Genomic DNA, 13,378 nt, shown 5'->3' with positions numbered 1-13,378 from the left:
TAGGGCTTCAGATGTCGGACGGCTCGCCTCAGGCAGCCTCGATCTCGATGGTCCTGGGAAGGACGTCGGGTCGCTTCTGGACCGCCACCTCCAGGATGCCGTTGGCGATCCGGGCGGCCACCTGATCGCTGTCCACGTTGTCAGGCAGCGTGACGGAGCGGGAGAACCGGCCGTCTGCCAACTCCCGGTGGCGGTAGGTGGCTTCCTCCGCCAAGTCGTAGGACCGAGCGCCCTTGACGGTCAGCACGTTGTCCTCCACGGTGACCTCGAGGTCGGCCTGCTCGAACCCGGGGATCTCGAAGCGGGCTGTGACCTCGGTGCCGGACTCGATGACGTCGACTCGGGGCACCAGGGTCGGCGCCTCCAGCCGATCGCGGGTGCTGAAGAGATGGGTCCCGGCGAGCGGGAACCCCTCGAACAACGAGTCGATGTCCGAGACGAACTTGAAGGGTCGGGTGCGTACTAGCTGCATGCGAGTGCTCTTTCTCCTGTGATCGTGGTGGATCTGGCTGAACGAGCCGACCACCGTTTCTTGCTAGTCATATAATCTAACACAAATAGGCTGAGATTTCTTCCCGGTTAGGACGAACTTTTTTCTGACTCCTATGAACTGGGCCGGATATGCTGGGGCTGTAGGGCTACGGACAGGATCGAAGCGACCCGAGATACGGATCCCGGCCGGTAATCGCAGCATCCGCCTTCCGGGATCGGACGCCGAGCCCGTAGTCTGTGGGAGTAGCCGAAAGCTGACCTGACACCGAGGCTGATGAACGACCGAGCCGACCTGACCCTGGGTATCGACCTGGGTGGAACCAAGATGGCGTTCGCCCATGTCGACGCGCGCGGCCAGATAGTGAGGCATATGACGATGCCCCGGCCAGCCACGGCCGCCGAGATGGAGACGGTGCCGGTCGAGGTGGCGCACTCCCTGCTCAACCCCGGCGTCAGGGCGATCGGGATCGGCGCCGCCGGCCTGGTGGACGCCGAGGCGGGCGTGCTGGTTTGGGGCCCGAACGTGGAGGGCCGCGAGGTCCGGTTCCGGGAGATCTTCGAGGCGGAGTTGGGCCTTCCCACCGTGGTCGACAATGACACCAACGTCTCCGGTCTGGCCGAGACCCGGGTGGGTGCGGCCCGCGGCTACCGGCACGTCTGCATGATCACCCTCGGAACGGGCATCGGCGGAGCGTGGGTCATCGACGGCCGTCCCTACCGAGGGCGGGGGTTCGCCGGCGAGGTGGGGCACATCCCCGTGGACGTCGGAGGGCCTCGCTGCACGTGCGGTCAGCGAGGATGCTGGGAGACCTTCGCCTCCGGTCGCCGGCTGGATCAGATGGCCCGGGACCTGGCCGCGGCGCGTCCAGGAGGGTTGGTCGCCAAGTTGGCCAGGGGGGAGTCGCCGGAAGGACGGCATCTGACCCGGGCCGCGACGGAGGGCGATCCCGACGCCATCGAGGCGCTTGAGGAGATGGCTTGGTGGTTGGGCGTCGGTATCGCCGGGCTGGTGGCGGCTGTCGATCCCGAGATCGTGGTCGTCGGCGGGGGCGTCTCGCAGGTCGGGGATCTGTTCCTCGAAGCCGCCCGCGGGTCGTTCTGGGAGGCTCTGGAGGGATCTGACCACCGGGAGCCGACGCCGATAGTCTGTGCCGCCCTCAAGGAGGACGCCGGCGTGATCGGCGCCGGACTACATGCCTGGGAGAGCTTGCTGTGATTCGTGACTGGCTAGAGGAGAAGATGGCGGACGAGCGCACGCGGGCGCTCATCCGGGAGGTGGTCATGCTGGTGCCCAACCTGGGCAAGCTGGTGGCCCGCCTGGCCGCGGATCCGCGCGTACCGGTCCGGGCCAAGGTCTTTGCCGGGATAGCGGCGGCCTACGCCTTCTCGCCGATCGATGTGGTGCCCGACTTCATTCCCTTGCTGGGCAAGACCGACGACATCCTGCTGATGGCGCTGGCGCTGCGGCACGTGATCGAGGAGGCCGGAGTGGCCGTGGTAAGGGAACATTGGGACGGTCCCGACCAGGTACTCACCGTGATGGTCGACCTGATCGGCGCCATCACCGACACCGTCCCTAGGCCGGTGCGCATGGCCCTCAACCGCTTCCTGCGAGCCGGCTGACCCTGACGCCACCTGGGCGTCGGCGCGGTAACCGTGTGGCGCGGCGGCAGGTCGAAGATCAACATGAGGTACGCAGTTCTGTTCCCGGGCCAGGGAAGCCAGCGGGTGGGCATGGGCGCCGACCTCTTCGAGGCGCGGTCCGATCGGTTGGTGGAAGTACCGGACCGGGTCCTGGGATGGTCGCTCCGGGAGGTTTGCCTGGAGGGGCCGGAGGAGAAGCTGACCGCTACCGAGCACGCCCAGCCGGTCCTCTATGCACTGGCCTACCAGCTCTGGATGGAGCTGAGCGAGCGAGTGGGCCACCCGCCGGTGGCGGCCGCCGGGCATTCGCTCGGGGAGTACACCGCGCTGGCGGCCGCCGGAGCTTTCTCGTACGAGACCGGGCTCGGGCTGGTGGACCGGAGAGCCCGAGCGATGGCGGACGCGGTGGCGCAGGTCGAATCTGGGATGGCCGCGCTGCTCGGGGTTTCCGATGAGGTGGCCCGCCAGGTGGCGGCCGACCGGAGGCTCGAGGGTGGCAGGATATGGGTGGCCAACCTCAACGCCCCCGGCCAGGTGGTGGCGGCCGGAGCGCTCGAGGACATCGGCTGGCTGGTCGCCAACGCCCGTGACCTGGGCATCAGGCGAGCGATCCGGCTCGAGGTGGCGGGCGCCTTCCATACCCCGTTGATGGAACCGGCGGAGTCGAGGCTGGCCGCGGCCCTGGCCGGGGTGGAAGTCAACCCCCACGCCTTCCCCGTATGGGCCAACGTCACCGCCCGGCCCATGACGAGTGGAGATGCCAGGGATATGCTGATCCGCCAGATCACCGCCCCGGTGCGGTTCGGCGAGACCCTCCGCGGCATGGCGGACGCCGGGGTCGATGCCTTCGTGCATGTCGGCCCCGGGGACGTGACGGCCGGCCTGGCCCGGCGGGCGGTCCGGGGATGCCGGGTCATGGTGGTGTCTTCGATCGCGGAGGCCGAGGAGGTAGCCGCTCGCCTCGGACGGTCATGATCCATCCTCCGGCGCCCTGTTACGGACCACTAGGCTTGCCTGCGCGAGGCCCTGCCGGCCTGCCCATCCGTCCGAAGAAGGGGTTTCCCTGTCGTATCGATGCCTGCCGGCGCACCGGGCCGACCGCCACGAGATGAGGGACGGATGAGGTACGCCGAGATCACCGGTTGGGGCAAGGCCCTCCCTCCGACCGTGCTCAGCAACTCCGACCTCGAGCAACTGGTGGACACCAGCGACGAGTGGATCACCTCTCGTAGCGGTATCAAGGAGCGGCGTATCTCCCACGTGGCCGCCAGCGACATGGCCGAGTTGGCCGCCCGCCGCGCCATCGCCGCGGCCGGCGTCGAGATAGGGCAGATCGATCTCATCATCAATGCCACCTGCACCCCCGAGTCGATCATCCCCGCCTCCGCCTCCTACGTCCAGGCCAAGCTGGGGGCGGCGAATGCCGGGGCCATGGACCTCAATGCCAACTGCTCGGGGTTCGTCTACTCCTACGTGACCGCCGACGCGCTGGTGCGCGCCGGGGTTGCCGACACGGTGGTGCTGGTCGGCGTGGAGCGGCTCAGTTGGGTGCTCGACTACACGGACCGCGCCACCTGCATCCTGTTCGGGGACGGCGCGGGAGCAGTCGTCCTCCAACCGACCGGAACCGAGGCCGGGGTGTTCGGCTCCGAGCTGGGGGTGGACGGAACCATGGCCGATCTCCTGTCGGTGGACGGCGACGGCACCGTCCAGCCCGGCTCGTCGCTCGTACCTCCCCGGATCGTGATGCAGGGATCGGACGTGTTCCGGCGGGCTGTGACCGCCATGGCGGACGCTTCGGAATCGGTGGTGCGCCAGGCCGGATGGGACCTCGACGACATCGACCTCCTGGTGCCCCATCAGGCCAACCAGCGGATCATCGACGCCACCTCCCGGCGTCTCAAGCTGGATCCCGCCCGGGTCTTCCTCAACATCCACGCCTACGGGAACACCAGCGCCGCCACCATCCCGATCGCGCTGGCCGAGGCCATCGAGGCCAGGCGGATTCCTCCCCGCGCCAACCTGGTGTTCGCGGCCTTCGGTGGAGGTCTCACCTGGGCGGCCGCCGCGGTGCGTTTCGGGGAGCGGGTGACACCGATCAGCGAGGTCGATGACGAGCTCCCCGGTACCGACGAGTCGGTATGGGACCTCCTGGCTGCCAACTTCGAGCACTTCGGGAGGCTTGAACTCGAATGAGCAAGGTGGCCTTGGTTACCGGTGGCTCCCGGGGGATCGGGCGGGCCATCTCTCTGGCCCTGGCCGGCCGGGGTTACACGGTGGCGGTGAATTACCGGAGCCGGTCCGGACCGGCGGACGAGGTGGTGGAGAGCATCGGAGCATCGGGCGGCTCGGCAGCCGCGTTCGCGGCGGACGTGAGCCGGGCGGACGACGTGACCAGGCTGTTCTCGGAGGTGGAGGAGAGCTTCGGCCGTCCGACGATCCTGGTCAACAACGCCGGTACCACGGATGACAGCCTGCTGCTTCGCATGGAGGAGGCGGCCTGGGACCGGCTCATCGAGATCAACCTGAAGTCCGTCTACCTGTGCAGCAAGGCAGCGCTGAGGGGAATGCTCCGGGCGAAGTGGGGGCGGATCGTGTCGATCGCCTCCGTGGCGGGGCTGGTCGGCAATCCGGGCCAGACCAACTACGCCGCTTCCAAGGCAGGGGTGGTCGCCTTCTCCCGGTCGCTCTCCAAGGAGGTGGGCTCCAGAGGGATTACGGTGAACGCGGTCGCACCCGGCTTCATCCGGACCGACCTGACCTCAGGTATGCCTGATCAGGTCATGGAGCAGGTACGCTCTACGACCAGCCTCCGCCGGATCGGCCGGCCCGAGGAGATAGCCTCGGCCGTGGCGTTTCTGGTCTCGGACGGCGCTTCGTACATAACCGGCCAAGTGTTGGTCGTCGACGGTGGGCTCGCCCTCTGAGTCGAGACCACGGAACGCAATCACATCAAGGAGACAGGCAAATGGATCGCTCGCAAGTTCAGGCCAAGATGCGGGATCTGCTCGTTGACGAGTTGGGGCTCGACGCCGACAAGATCACGGACGAGGCGACCTTCGAGGAGGACCTCGAGGTGGATTCGCTGGGAGTGGTCGAGCTCCTGATGGCGCTCGAGGACGAATTCGGCGTCAAGATCCCCGACGAGGAGGCCGAGAACATAACGGCGGTCGGCGAGGCGATCGACCTGGTGGTCGCCAAGCTCTCCTCCTAAGAGGCTCGCTCGGGGATCAGCCATGCACGGGGAGTCCCGGAGGGTGGTGGTGACCGGTATGGGCGCCATAACCCCGCTCGGTCACACTGTCGAAGACACCTGGAAGGCGGCCCTGGCCGGTGAATCCGGGATCGGTCCGATCACCCAGTTCGATCCGTCCGGTGTGCAGACGAAATTCGCCGGTGAGGTTCGAGGCTGGGATCCGGAGCTCGTCATCCCCAGGCGGGAGGCCCGCCGGCTCGACCGCTCGGCGCAGCTCTTCGTATGTGCGGCCCAGCAGGCCATGGACGACTCCGGTCTTGACTTCGTGGCCGATACGTCGGAGGCCGACCGGGCCGGGGTGATCGTCGGATCCGGCCTCGGGGGGATGCTGTCCTTCGACAACCACCTCAAGGTGATGCTCAACCGGGGGGCATCCCGGATCAGCCCGCTGGCGGTGACGATGATCATTCCCAATGAGGCGGCCGGGGTGGCCTCGATCCGCTTCAACATGCGCGGGCCGGTGACCTGCGTGGTGACGGCGTGCGCGGCATCGGCCAACGCCATCGGCGACGCCGCCGAGTTGATCCGGCGGGGTGCCGCCGATGTCATGCTGGCGGGCGGCGCCGAGGCCACCATCTGCGAGTTCGGGATCGGATCCTTTAACAGCAGCAAGGCGCTCAGCACCCGCAACGAGGACCCGACCGGCGCTTCCCGCCCGTTCGATGCGAATCGGGACGGGTTCGTCATGTCCGAGGGGGGCGTGTGCGTGATACTCGAGGATCGTGAACGTGCTCTGGCCAGGGGTGCTCGGATCCATGCGGAAGTGATCGGATACGGGATGACCTCGGACGCCCATCACGTCACCCTGCCCCGTCCGGGCGGGGAAGGGGCGGGCCGGGCGATGGCTGCCGCCCTCGACTCGGCCGGGCTCCAGCCGCAACAGCTGGGCTACATCAACGCCCACGGAACCTCGACCAAGGCCAACGACGTCACGGAGACGCAGGCGATCAAGCTGGCATTGGGGGAGAGGGCGGCCCGGGCCGTTCCGGTCTCCTCCACCAAGTCGATGACCGGACACCTGATGGGCGGCGCCGGAGCCGTGGAGTCGATCTTCTGCATCCAGGCGATCAACAACGGGATCATCCCGCCCACCATCAACTACACCACGCCCGATCCCGATTGCGACCTCGACTACGTGCCCAACGAGCCGCGCGAGGCGGAGGTGGAGTACGCCATGACCAACTCCTTCGGGTTCGGCGGGCACAATGTGGTGCTCATCTTCGGACCGGGCGGGTAACCGCGCCCCTCAGCCGGGTGGTAAGCCGGCCGCCTATCCGTCCTAGTCCGTTCCCGGGTGGTCGGCGTCCGGGCGATTGATGCGCAGGCCGATGAGCGTGATCACCAGGCCCGTGGCGCCCACCAGCATTCCCAGGGCGAGGAGCAGCCAGAGGATGAGGGGGATGCGTCCCGTCAAGGCGCCTACTCCGAGCGCCACCGCGCCTAGCACGAAGGTGGCGCCCCCTCCGACCACCAGCCCCACCAGCGCCATGTCCCAGAGGGAACCTGCCCGGCTGCCCTGGCTACGGGGCCGGTCGGTCATTCTGCCTCGCCGGCATCCTGAGGGGAGGAGGGGTGGCCACCGGGCGGGTCGCCGCTCTCCGAGCGCCATTCCCGTAGGGATCGGTCGGCCAGAACCACCACGATCCCCACGCCGGTGGCGGCAACGAGCCCGGACACCACCGAGACCATCAGGATGGACAGTCCGGCGCACGAGTTGTCGACGCATCCCACGCGGGTGACGGTCGCTCCGATGAAGCCTCCGATCAGGGCGGCCAGGCCGACGGGCACGGCGAAGGTGTAGCGCGGTCGGGCCATAGTCAGTCGGACTCCTCCAGCCGCCGGCCTGACCGGCTGTAGCCGGCGGCCTCCATCAGCCCCGGCGGGGTTACTTCGGGCAGGATCGACACGGGCTGTCCCCGCCTCGGCCGTGGAGGTTCGGTGGCCATGCGGGCGGGCGGTGTCCAGGCCAGATAGGTGAGCGCCGCGGTAGCCGTCACGAGCAGCGTGGCCGCCCAGGGGGCCAGCCCGAATGAGGCGAGTACGCCCAGCGGCAACGGGCCCAACCGGACCGCCCAGAGTGATCCGGTGACGGCACGGGCGTAGGCCCATCCTGCTACCAGCCCGAATCCCACCAGGATCCATCCGCCGGCCGTGACCTCGGGCGCCCCCAACCTGCCGATGATGCCCGGTAGCCACACCAGGCCGAGCGTCAGGACCGTGGCCTCGGTCGGCACCCGGTCCGGTTTGACCGGATGAAACCACTCGTCGAGCGAGCGTGTCCATGCCAGCGCCGTTCCCGCCGCGCCGGTCGACAGCGCCAGACCCCAGAGGAAGCCGACGGGTGTGAGAAGGGCGGTCAGTGCCCATACGCTTCCGATCACGGCCAGCGCGATGCGGACCCAGCGTCCGGGCGACAGCAGCAGGGCCACCACGAGCACCGCGGCCTCGATCACGAACCCGATGGTGACCAGGGAGGCGGCGCCGGATTCCCAGGGCGACGTTCCGAACAGAACCTGTGCGGCCCACAGGAGCCCGCTCAGAAGGATGAGGACCGCTGCCAGCGACACCCTGGGTGGCATGGCCCCATTCTGGCGCACCGGCCCCTCCAACAGAAGCCGACCGGTACGATGGTCGGCGTGGTCGGGGAACATGAGGGCGGGTGGCCCGGAGAGGCTGCCTACTGCCCCGCTTGCGGGGCCGGGCTCGAGCGGGCCGTGAGGTACGGTCGGGAGCGCGGCGTATGCCCGGATTGTGGCCGTATCGACTTCAGGGCCCCGCAACTGGCGGCCGCGGTGCTACTGCGGGATGAGGCAGGCCGGGTGCTGCTGGTCGAGCGGGGGCCGGAGTCCACCCGGTCCGGACGGTGGTCGATTCCGGCCGGCTACGTGGATTACGGCGAGGACGTGCACGAAGCCGCGGCGCGGGAACTCCTCGAGGAAACCGGTCTGGTCGCGACCATCGGCCCTCCGGTGTTCGTGGCTACCAACTTCCACGATCCGGCCAAGGTGAGCGTATGCATATGGTTCGCCGGCACGGCCACGGCCGGTGAGGTGGTGGCAGGGTCCGACGCATCCGACATCGGCTGGTTCGCGCTCGAAGATCTGCCCGAGTTGGCATTCGAGACGGACACCGCCCTGATCGAGCAACTCCGTACCGGGAAGCCGGTCGCGTGACCAAGTGGTCAGTGGTCAGTGGTCAGTGGTCAGTGGAGCGTGTAGCACAGGGAGTAACACGCGCCATCCGCCGACATCTCAAGGGCCAGGACGGGTTCGGTCGGTTCCGGGTCGCCTACCGGCCACTGGCCACTCCTCAGAGGTCGGTCGTCGTGACTGCTTCAGTTGGGGCTGATCGAGAGGACTGCCTCCATCCGACGGATCGTGAGAGACTGATCACCTCGCAGTGGCGAGGCTTGTCATGATGGAGCCGGCCCAGATCCTGCCCGGTCAGCTGTAGGCGGGCAGCCTGGATCGGATCCTGGTGGGACACCACCACGACCTCCTGCTCGGAATGGCGATCAGCCAGGGCATCGACCGCTCTCCCGATCCGATGCGCAAGTTCCGTGACCGACTCGGGAGCGAAGTCCAGATTGAGGGGGTCGTTCAGGTAGGCGGCCAATTCACCGGGGAAATGGATGTGCAGGTCCGCCCAGGGCAGGCCCGCCCACCTGCTCATCAAGGCCCACTCGGTTACCTCCGGCAGCACGAGCGGCTGGAGGCCGTGCGGGAAGGCGACAACCAGGGCCGTTTCCCGGGCCCGGTCCAGTGGAGAGGCGTAGACGGCCCCGATCGGGTGCGCGGCCAGATGGGTACTCGCCCAGGTCGCCTGGCGCCGGCCCACCTCGCTCAACCCGAAGCCTGCCAGGTCGGCGTACACGAGTTCGTCGGGGTTCTCGACCTCGCCGTGCCTGACCAGGTGCACTACCGATGCCATCAGCCTCAGCGTACTGTCCGATCGGCCCCTGAACGGGCGTTTCCGCAGGATGACGGGCCCCGCGGAAACCGTTGGTACACGGGGCCGGACCGGCGGCTACGCACGAATCCCGGCTTGCGTATACTGCATGGCGATGGACGCGGACCGGAGCAGCTTCTATGCCATTGAATGAGCGGGAGCAGCAGATCCTTGATGAGATCGAGCGCCAGTTTGAAGCCGAGGACCCGGAATTCACCAAACGCACTTCCTCGTTGAACCGCATTCCTCAGTGGTATCTACGCGTAGCAGTTGCCGGAGTTGTGGTCGGCTCGCTCGTCTTGCTCATCACATTCTCCTTCAACACCGTGGTGGCGGTGGGGGGATTCTGTGTGATGCTGCTGTCGACGGCGACCCTGATTCGCATTCTCCGGCTCACCACCCGGGTCCCGGGCCAGCCGATGCGGGATTATCTGCCGAATGGCCGAAACTCCCGGTGGCCATTTGGGCGCTGAGCGCTCGCGCAGGTTAGGATTCGCGGACCCCTCGCGGCGGAGGCTTCAACCAGTTGAGCTTGATATCGCAGTTGCGCTGCCAGGTTGTGGGTCCCAGTAGAACACGGCTTACGAGAGTCCCGTCACCTCGGTGACCCGAAGCTCCAGGGAGATAAGTTGTTGCAAGAAGGCTTCAATTCCGAGGACGCCTCGAGACTGACCGGAGCCACCCAATCCCAACTTCGATACTGGGACAAGTTGCGCTTGGTGCAGCCCTCGATCCAGGGCACCGACGGTCGTCCGGGGAAGCGCAGGAAATACTCATTCCGAGATCTGGTGGTGCTGCGGGTGGTGGTCACCCTCAAGGCCAACGGTCTGTCGCTCCAGCGGATCGGGAGAGCCTGGAACTACCTGAAACGCCAGGGAGTCGATCCGGGAGACGTGAAGATCGTGACCGACGGCGCCTCCATATTCTCCGTGGAGGCTGACGACCTGCTGGACCTCCTTCAGGCGGGCCAGTTGGCCTTCTTCGTGGAGTTGGACAAGCTGACCCGTAAGGTCGACGAGGACGAGACGCTGTTCGAGTTGAACCGCGCACAGTTCCTGCACCATGTTGAGAAGAGTCGCCGGTTCGTCCAGCTCCAACTCGACGAGGCTGTCGGGACTTGAGGGGTGCGCCTGACAGCTACCTGTCCGGGCGCATGGGCACCGCATTCGCGAAGGTGGCGGTCCGCCATCCGTCGCTGGCGTGCGAGGCGATCCGGTTGGCGGCGGCAACGGCCGCTCCCGGCTGGTTCAGGAAGGCACCCTTCGTACCCCGTCCGGAGCCCCGCTACCGCGACTGGCGCCTGCTGACCGCCTACGGCCGAACCGATGCCAGGCCGACAGAGCGAGAGGTGGAGGAGTTTCTCCGGTGGCGCCGGAACCTGCGCCGGTCGTGACGGAAGGCCGGCTCAGCGCGGCTCGTTACCCGGCTTCCATTTGATGGAGCATCCCATGGAGGGATACTGGTCCACAGTTACGGGCCGGTCCTCGAGGACGGCGTCCACTGCGGCTCGCAGGTCCTCTCCGGTCACCGGTAATCCCGAACCCGGTCGTGATCTGTCGAACTGTCCCCTATAGACGAGAGTTCGCTCCGGGCCGAACAGGAAGAAGTCCGGAGTGCAGGTAGCCGTATAGCTCTTAGCCACTTCCTGCGTCTCGTCATACAGCACCGGAAACAGGTAGCCCCGCCGGCGCGCCACCCTCCCGAGCAGTTCGGGTGCGTCGTCCGGATAGGTGTCAGCGTCGTTGGCGCTGATGCCGACGATGGCCACATCGTCCCCGGAGTAGTCCCGGCCGAATTCGACCAGTCCCTGCTGGATGTGGACCACGTACGGGCAGTGGTTACAGATGAACATCACCACCAGCGCCTTACTGCCGGCGACGTCCTGGATGCTGAGCCGGTTACCGCTCACCGTATCCGGGAGGTCGAAGGCGGGCGCCGGGGTTCCCAGCGCGAGCATTGTGGATGTTGCTGCAGGCATGTCGATTACCTCGATGTCAAGGGGTCGGCAAGGTTATCACGGGTGCGGGAACGCTCCCCGCGCCGTCAGGCGGGCTCGGCCAGGAGGTATGGGACCCACTGCGGGTCCCGGGATTTGCTCAAGGCGGCGTACAGCCATCCCTGGTAGCTCGGCGTGACCGGGGTTCGGTTGAGCTTGAGGCCCGCCTGTTCGGGCAGCCGGCTTCCCTTCCGGACGTTGCAGCGCCGGCAGCAGGCCACCACGTTCTCCCACGTGTGCTTGCCGCCGCGGGCCTTCGGCACCACGTGATCGAGGCTCTCGGCAGGCGAACGACAGTACTGGCACCGGTGGTGGTCACGGGCGAAGACCGCGGTTCGGGTGAGCGGCACCCGGCGGTGGTAGGGGACCTTCACGTAGTCTCGCAGGCGGACCACGGACGGAACCTCGAACTTGTGGTCCGCGCTCCTCCATACCAGGTTGGTAGCGGCCACGGTGTCCGCCTTGGAACGCAGCACCAGCACTATGGCGCGCCGGGCGCTCACGATCGAAAGGGGCTCGTAGGTTGCGTTCAGAACCAGTGCTCGCTCGGCCAACCGGACACCTTCTCCGCTCGGGCTAGACCATACCAAGCCGGCGGGGTCACTCCCTGATCCCGCACGGACCCGAAGGGCGGCGCGGGACGCTCGTTCCGCCTCGGACCGCACTGAAGAACTTCCCGTTGCCCTTGTTGCGCGCTGCCGATTCCCGGGTCATCGCTTCGCGGGCCAGCCCAGCCACGTCTTCGTAGCGTTGCTATCCGGCGCCGGTTCCGTCCCCTGCGCCGGTTCCGTCCCCGGCGCAGGAGGCGCACACGCCATCGATCTCGAAAGAATGGTTGGCCGCGACGAATCCCTTCGCCTTGGTAGTCGCCGACACCAGCGCATCGATTATCGACTCGGTGCGCTTGGTCAGCTCGATGTCGTCGATGGTTCCGCAGGACCTGCATATCAGGTGGTGATGGTGTCCCACCAGCCACTCCGCCAGCTCGTAGCGGATGTTCCCGCCCGTGCCATGGTGGGGGACCAGGATGCCGAGATCCGACATGGTCGTGAGTGTGCGATATATGGAGGACAGGGGCACCGCCTCCCCCAGGTCCTTGTGCAGATCTCGGGCCGAGCGCGGGCCGTCGGATCGCTGCAGGGCCTGGACGAGGAGACGCCGACCCTTGGTGTAGCGGACCTCGGCCGAACTGAGACGCAACATCACCTGTTGCTCGATCTGTGACGTGGCCATAGGACTCTCGTGGGTTGCCAGCCGGTTCTCTCGGTGGTGCCGGGCCGGAACGACCGTTGTCCCTCCGCGGACCTGGACCGTTTTTCATCATAGCCCTCAGGGGTTTCTTTCCTCCTCCGGCATGGTCTCGAAATCCGACCGGACGTTCCCACTCGGAGACCGTCTCGGAGGTGAATCACCCACCCGATTTCCAGGCTGGTGTCATTTTGTGTAAGAATAGTGTCATCAGGTGTCAGGAAGTGGTAGACTCGCTATCCCAGTACGCCCTGATCGGTGGCGGACGGTACTACGAGCGGAGCGATGAAGGAACGGCGCCAGGAGTTTCTAGGCGAGCTGTCGCGGAAGGTCGACGGCAAGGGTCGCGTGGTGCTCCCGGCCGAATACCGCGATCTGCTCCATGGCGACTTCTACGTGACCAGGGGTCGGGACCGCTGCCTGTACGTGTTTCCGTGGGAGGTGTGGGAGAAGAGAAAGAAGGCGCTCGGGCAACTCGACGAGGCGAGTGCCGCAGACCGGGCCGAGGTGCGGGCCTTCTTCTCAGGGGCCACCCGGCCCGAACTCGACTCGGCCGGTCGGGTTCAGCTCTCGTTCCGGCTGCGCGAGTACGCCGGGCTCTCGCAGGATGTGATCTTCGTAGGCGCGGGCGAGTACGCCGAGATATGGGCCGCGGAGGCGTGGGCCCGCTACCAGCCATCGGCCATAGCTGCGTATTCCGGAGGACAGGAGGATTCACCACAGGTTCACGACTGACACGAGACAACCCCCACCGGCACTATGACCTGCTCATTGCCAGCCCTCCGGACACCCGA

General features: G+C 67.0%; 20 protein-coding genes. 12 read left to right on the top strand and 8 right to left on the bottom strand.

Annotation, left to right across the window (positions count from 1 at the left end):
• Positions 1-28 precede the first annotated feature (28 nt).
• A complete protein-coding gene (locus ACOQPD_RS03300; protein WP_420613482.1) occupies positions 29-472 on the bottom strand; it encodes an Hsp20/alpha crystallin family protein in 444 nt (147 codons plus the stop codon).
• Positions 473-766: 294 nt separating this feature from the next.
• On the opposite strand from ACOQPD_RS03300, the gene ACOQPD_RS03295 reads away from it, so the two are divergent.
• The 7 genes from ACOQPD_RS03295 to fabF all read left to right on the top strand — a co-directional run bounded on the left by ACOQPD_RS03295 (position 767) and on the right by fabF (position 6,629).
• Positions 767-1,708 carry an ROK family protein gene (locus ACOQPD_RS03295; protein WP_420613481.1) on the top strand — a complete coding sequence of 314 codons (942 nt, stop codon included), beginning with the start codon at positions 767-769 and terminating at the stop codon, positions 1,706-1,708.
• A complete protein-coding gene (locus tag ACOQPD_RS03290) occupies positions 1,705-2,115 on the top strand; it encodes a YkvA family protein (RefSeq protein WP_420613480.1) in 411 nt (136 codons plus the stop codon). The genes ACOQPD_RS03295 and ACOQPD_RS03290 overlap by 4 nt, the downstream gene beginning before the upstream one ends.
• Positions 2,116-2,178: 63 nt before the next feature.
• Complete coding sequence (gene fabD, locus ACOQPD_RS03285; RefSeq protein ID WP_420613479.1) at positions 2,179-3,111, top strand: ACP S-malonyltransferase; 933 nt, start codon at positions 2,179-2,181, stop codon at positions 3,109-3,111.
• 144 nt (positions 3,112-3,255) lie between these two features.
• Positions 3,256-4,332 carry a beta-ketoacyl-ACP synthase III gene (locus ACOQPD_RS03280; protein ID WP_420613478.1) on the top strand — a complete coding sequence of 359 codons (1,077 nt, stop codon included), beginning with the start codon at positions 3,256-3,258 and terminating at the stop codon, positions 4,330-4,332.
• Positions 4,329-5,063 carry a 3-oxoacyl-[acyl-carrier-protein] reductase gene (gene fabG / locus ACOQPD_RS03275; protein ID WP_420613477.1) on the top strand — a complete coding sequence of 245 codons (735 nt, stop codon included), beginning with the start codon at positions 4,329-4,331 and terminating at the stop codon, positions 5,061-5,063. The genes ACOQPD_RS03280 and fabG overlap by 4 nt, the downstream gene beginning before the upstream one ends.
• Positions 5,064-5,104: 41 nt before the next feature.
• Positions 5,105-5,350, top strand: a complete 246-nt coding sequence (gene acpP / locus ACOQPD_RS03270; protein WP_420613476.1) for an acyl carrier protein — start codon at positions 5,105-5,107, stop codon at positions 5,348-5,350.
• Positions 5,351-5,372: 22 nt separating this feature from the next.
• Positions 5,373-6,629, top strand: coding sequence for a beta-ketoacyl-ACP synthase II (gene fabF, locus ACOQPD_RS03265; protein ID WP_420613475.1), 1,257 nt, complete (start codon positions 5,373-5,375; stop codon positions 6,627-6,629).
• Positions 6,630-6,671: 42 nt separating this feature from the next.
• On the opposite strand, the gene ACOQPD_RS03260 is transcribed toward fabF, so the two are convergent.
• Genes ACOQPD_RS03260 through ACOQPD_RS03250 form a run of 3 tightly spaced genes read right to left on the bottom strand, consistent with a single transcriptional unit; the run spans position 6,672 to position 7,971 of the window.
• Positions 6,672-6,932 (bottom strand): hypothetical protein, encoded by a 261-nt coding sequence (locus ACOQPD_RS03260; RefSeq protein ID WP_420613474.1) that lies wholly within the window; start codon positions 6,930-6,932, stop codon positions 6,672-6,674.
• On the bottom strand, positions 6,929-7,207 hold the full coding sequence (locus ACOQPD_RS03255) for a hypothetical protein (RefSeq protein ID WP_420613473.1): 279 nt from the start codon (positions 7,205-7,207) through the stop codon (positions 6,929-6,931). The genes ACOQPD_RS03260 and ACOQPD_RS03255 overlap by 4 nt, the downstream gene beginning before the upstream one ends.
• A 2-nt stretch (positions 7,208-7,209) precedes the next feature.
• Positions 7,210-7,971: a hypothetical protein gene (locus ACOQPD_RS03250; RefSeq protein ID WP_420613472.1), complete on the bottom strand. Its 762-nt coding sequence runs from the start codon at positions 7,969-7,971 to the stop codon at positions 7,210-7,212.
• Between the two features lie 48 nt (positions 7,972-8,019).
• On the opposite strand from ACOQPD_RS03250, the gene ACOQPD_RS03245 reads away from it, so the two are divergent.
• Entirely contained in the window at positions 8,020-8,565 is a 546-nt protein-coding gene (locus tag ACOQPD_RS03245; protein WP_420613471.1) for an NUDIX domain-containing protein, read from the top strand.
• 136 nt (positions 8,566-8,701) lie between these two features.
• On the opposite strand, the gene ACOQPD_RS03240 is transcribed toward ACOQPD_RS03245, so the two are convergent.
• On the bottom strand, positions 8,702-9,322 hold the full coding sequence (locus tag ACOQPD_RS03240; protein WP_420613470.1) for a histidine phosphatase family protein: 621 nt from the start codon (positions 9,320-9,322) through the stop codon (positions 8,702-8,704).
• Positions 9,323-9,480: 158 nt separating this feature from the next.
• Here ACOQPD_RS03240 and ACOQPD_RS03235 point away from each other — a divergent pair, with 158 nt between their 5' ends.
• From ACOQPD_RS03235 to ACOQPD_RS03225, 3 genes are all read left to right on the top strand, one after another.
• A complete protein-coding gene (locus tag ACOQPD_RS03235; RefSeq protein WP_420613469.1) occupies positions 9,481-9,813 on the top strand; it encodes a DUF3040 domain-containing protein in 333 nt (110 codons plus the stop codon).
• A gap of 159 nt (positions 9,814-9,972) precedes the next feature.
• A complete protein-coding gene (locus ACOQPD_RS03230) occupies positions 9,973-10,461 on the top strand; it encodes a MerR family transcriptional regulator (RefSeq protein ID WP_420613468.1) in 489 nt (162 codons plus the stop codon).
• Positions 10,458-10,733 (top strand): hypothetical protein, encoded by a 276-nt coding sequence (locus ACOQPD_RS03225; RefSeq protein ID WP_420613467.1) that lies wholly within the window; start codon positions 10,458-10,460, stop codon positions 10,731-10,733. Before ACOQPD_RS03230 ends, ACOQPD_RS03225 begins: the two co-directional genes overlap by 4 nt.
• A gap of 12 nt (positions 10,734-10,745) precedes the next feature.
• Here the strand turns inward: ACOQPD_RS03225 and ACOQPD_RS03220 are convergent, their stop codons facing one another.
• The 3 genes from ACOQPD_RS03220 to ACOQPD_RS03210 all read right to left on the bottom strand — a co-directional run bounded on the left by ACOQPD_RS03220 (position 10,746) and on the right by ACOQPD_RS03210 (position 12,569).
• The gene (locus tag ACOQPD_RS03220) at positions 10,746-11,318 is read right to left on the bottom strand and encodes a thioredoxin family protein (protein ID WP_420613466.1); all 573 of its coding nucleotides are present in this window, start codon (positions 11,316-11,318) and stop codon (positions 10,746-10,748) included.
• 65 nt (positions 11,319-11,383) lie between these two features.
• Complete coding sequence (locus ACOQPD_RS03215) at positions 11,384-11,890, bottom strand: HNH endonuclease (RefSeq protein WP_420613465.1); 507 nt, start codon at positions 11,888-11,890, stop codon at positions 11,384-11,386.
• Positions 11,891-12,089: 199 nt separating this feature from the next.
• Positions 12,090-12,569, bottom strand: a complete 480-nt coding sequence (locus tag ACOQPD_RS03210; protein ID WP_420613464.1) for a Fur family transcriptional regulator — start codon at positions 12,567-12,569, stop codon at positions 12,090-12,092.
• A 300-nt stretch (positions 12,570-12,869) separates the two neighbouring features.
• Between ACOQPD_RS03210 and ACOQPD_RS03205 the strand changes: the two genes are divergently transcribed.
• Entirely contained in the window at positions 12,870-13,319 is a 450-nt protein-coding gene (locus tag ACOQPD_RS03205) for a division/cell wall cluster transcriptional repressor MraZ (RefSeq protein ID WP_420613463.1), read from the top strand.
• Positions 13,320-13,378: the final 59 nt, after the last annotated feature.

Source organism: Candidatus Spongiisocius sp. (assembly GCF_965221825.1).
In the GTDB taxonomy this organism is placed as follows: domain Bacteria; phylum Actinomycetota; class Acidimicrobiia; order Spongiisociales; family Spongiisociaceae; genus Spongiisocius.
The sequence above is the reverse complement of the archived record's forward strand: the minus strand, read 5'-3'. Positions and strand labels throughout refer to the sequence as shown.

Excerpts from the sequence above, each read along its gene's own strand:
- ACOQPD_RS03280 (WP_420613478.1), top strand. The coding sequence starts at position 3,256 with ATGAGGTACGCCGAGATCACCGGTTGGGGCAAGGCCCTCCCTCCGACC.
- ACOQPD_RS03210 (WP_420613464.1), bottom strand. The coding sequence starts at position 12,569 with ATGGCCACGTCACAGATCGAGCAACAGGTGATGTTGCGTCTCAGTTCG.
- ACOQPD_RS03300 (WP_420613482.1), bottom strand. The coding sequence starts at position 472 with ATGCAGCTAGTACGCACCCGACCCTTCAAGTTCGTCTCGGACATCGAC.
- ACOQPD_RS03235 (WP_420613469.1), top strand. The coding sequence starts at position 9,481 with ATGCCATTGAATGAGCGGGAGCAGCAGATCCTTGATGAGATCGAGCGC.
- ACOQPD_RS03220 (WP_420613466.1), bottom strand. The coding sequence starts at position 11,318 with ATGCCTGCAGCAACATCCACAATGCTCGCGCTGGGAACCCCGGCGCCC.
- ACOQPD_RS03260 (WP_420613474.1), bottom strand. The coding sequence starts at position 6,932 with ATGACCGACCGGCCCCGTAGCCAGGGCAGCCGGGCAGGTTCCCTCTGG.
- ACOQPD_RS03250 (WP_420613472.1), bottom strand. The coding sequence starts at position 7,971 with ATGCCACCCAGGGTGTCGCTGGCAGCGGTCCTCATCCTTCTGAGCGGG.
- ACOQPD_RS03245 (WP_420613471.1), top strand. The coding sequence starts at position 8,020 with ATGGTCGGCGTGGTCGGGGAACATGAGGGCGGGTGGCCCGGAGAGGCT.
- ACOQPD_RS03255 (WP_420613473.1), bottom strand. The coding sequence starts at position 7,207 with ATGGCCCGACCGCGCTACACCTTCGCCGTGCCCGTCGGCCTGGCCGCC.
- fabD (WP_420613479.1), top strand. The coding sequence starts at position 2,179 with ATGAGGTACGCAGTTCTGTTCCCGGGCCAGGGAAGCCAGCGGGTGGGC.
- fabF (WP_420613475.1), top strand. The coding sequence starts at position 5,373 with ATGCACGGGGAGTCCCGGAGGGTGGTGGTGACCGGTATGGGCGCCATA.
- acpP (WP_420613476.1), top strand. The coding sequence starts at position 5,105 with ATGGATCGCTCGCAAGTTCAGGCCAAGATGCGGGATCTGCTCGTTGAC.
- ACOQPD_RS03240 (WP_420613470.1), bottom strand. The coding sequence starts at position 9,322 with ATGGCATCGGTAGTGCACCTGGTCAGGCACGGCGAGGTCGAGAACCCC.
- fabG (WP_420613477.1), top strand. The coding sequence starts at position 4,329 with ATGAGCAAGGTGGCCTTGGTTACCGGTGGCTCCCGGGGGATCGGGCGG.
- ACOQPD_RS03295 (WP_420613481.1), top strand. The coding sequence starts at position 767 with ATGAACGACCGAGCCGACCTGACCCTGGGTATCGACCTGGGTGGAACC.
- ACOQPD_RS03205 (WP_420613463.1), top strand. The coding sequence starts at position 12,870 with ATGAAGGAACGGCGCCAGGAGTTTCTAGGCGAGCTGTCGCGGAAGGTC.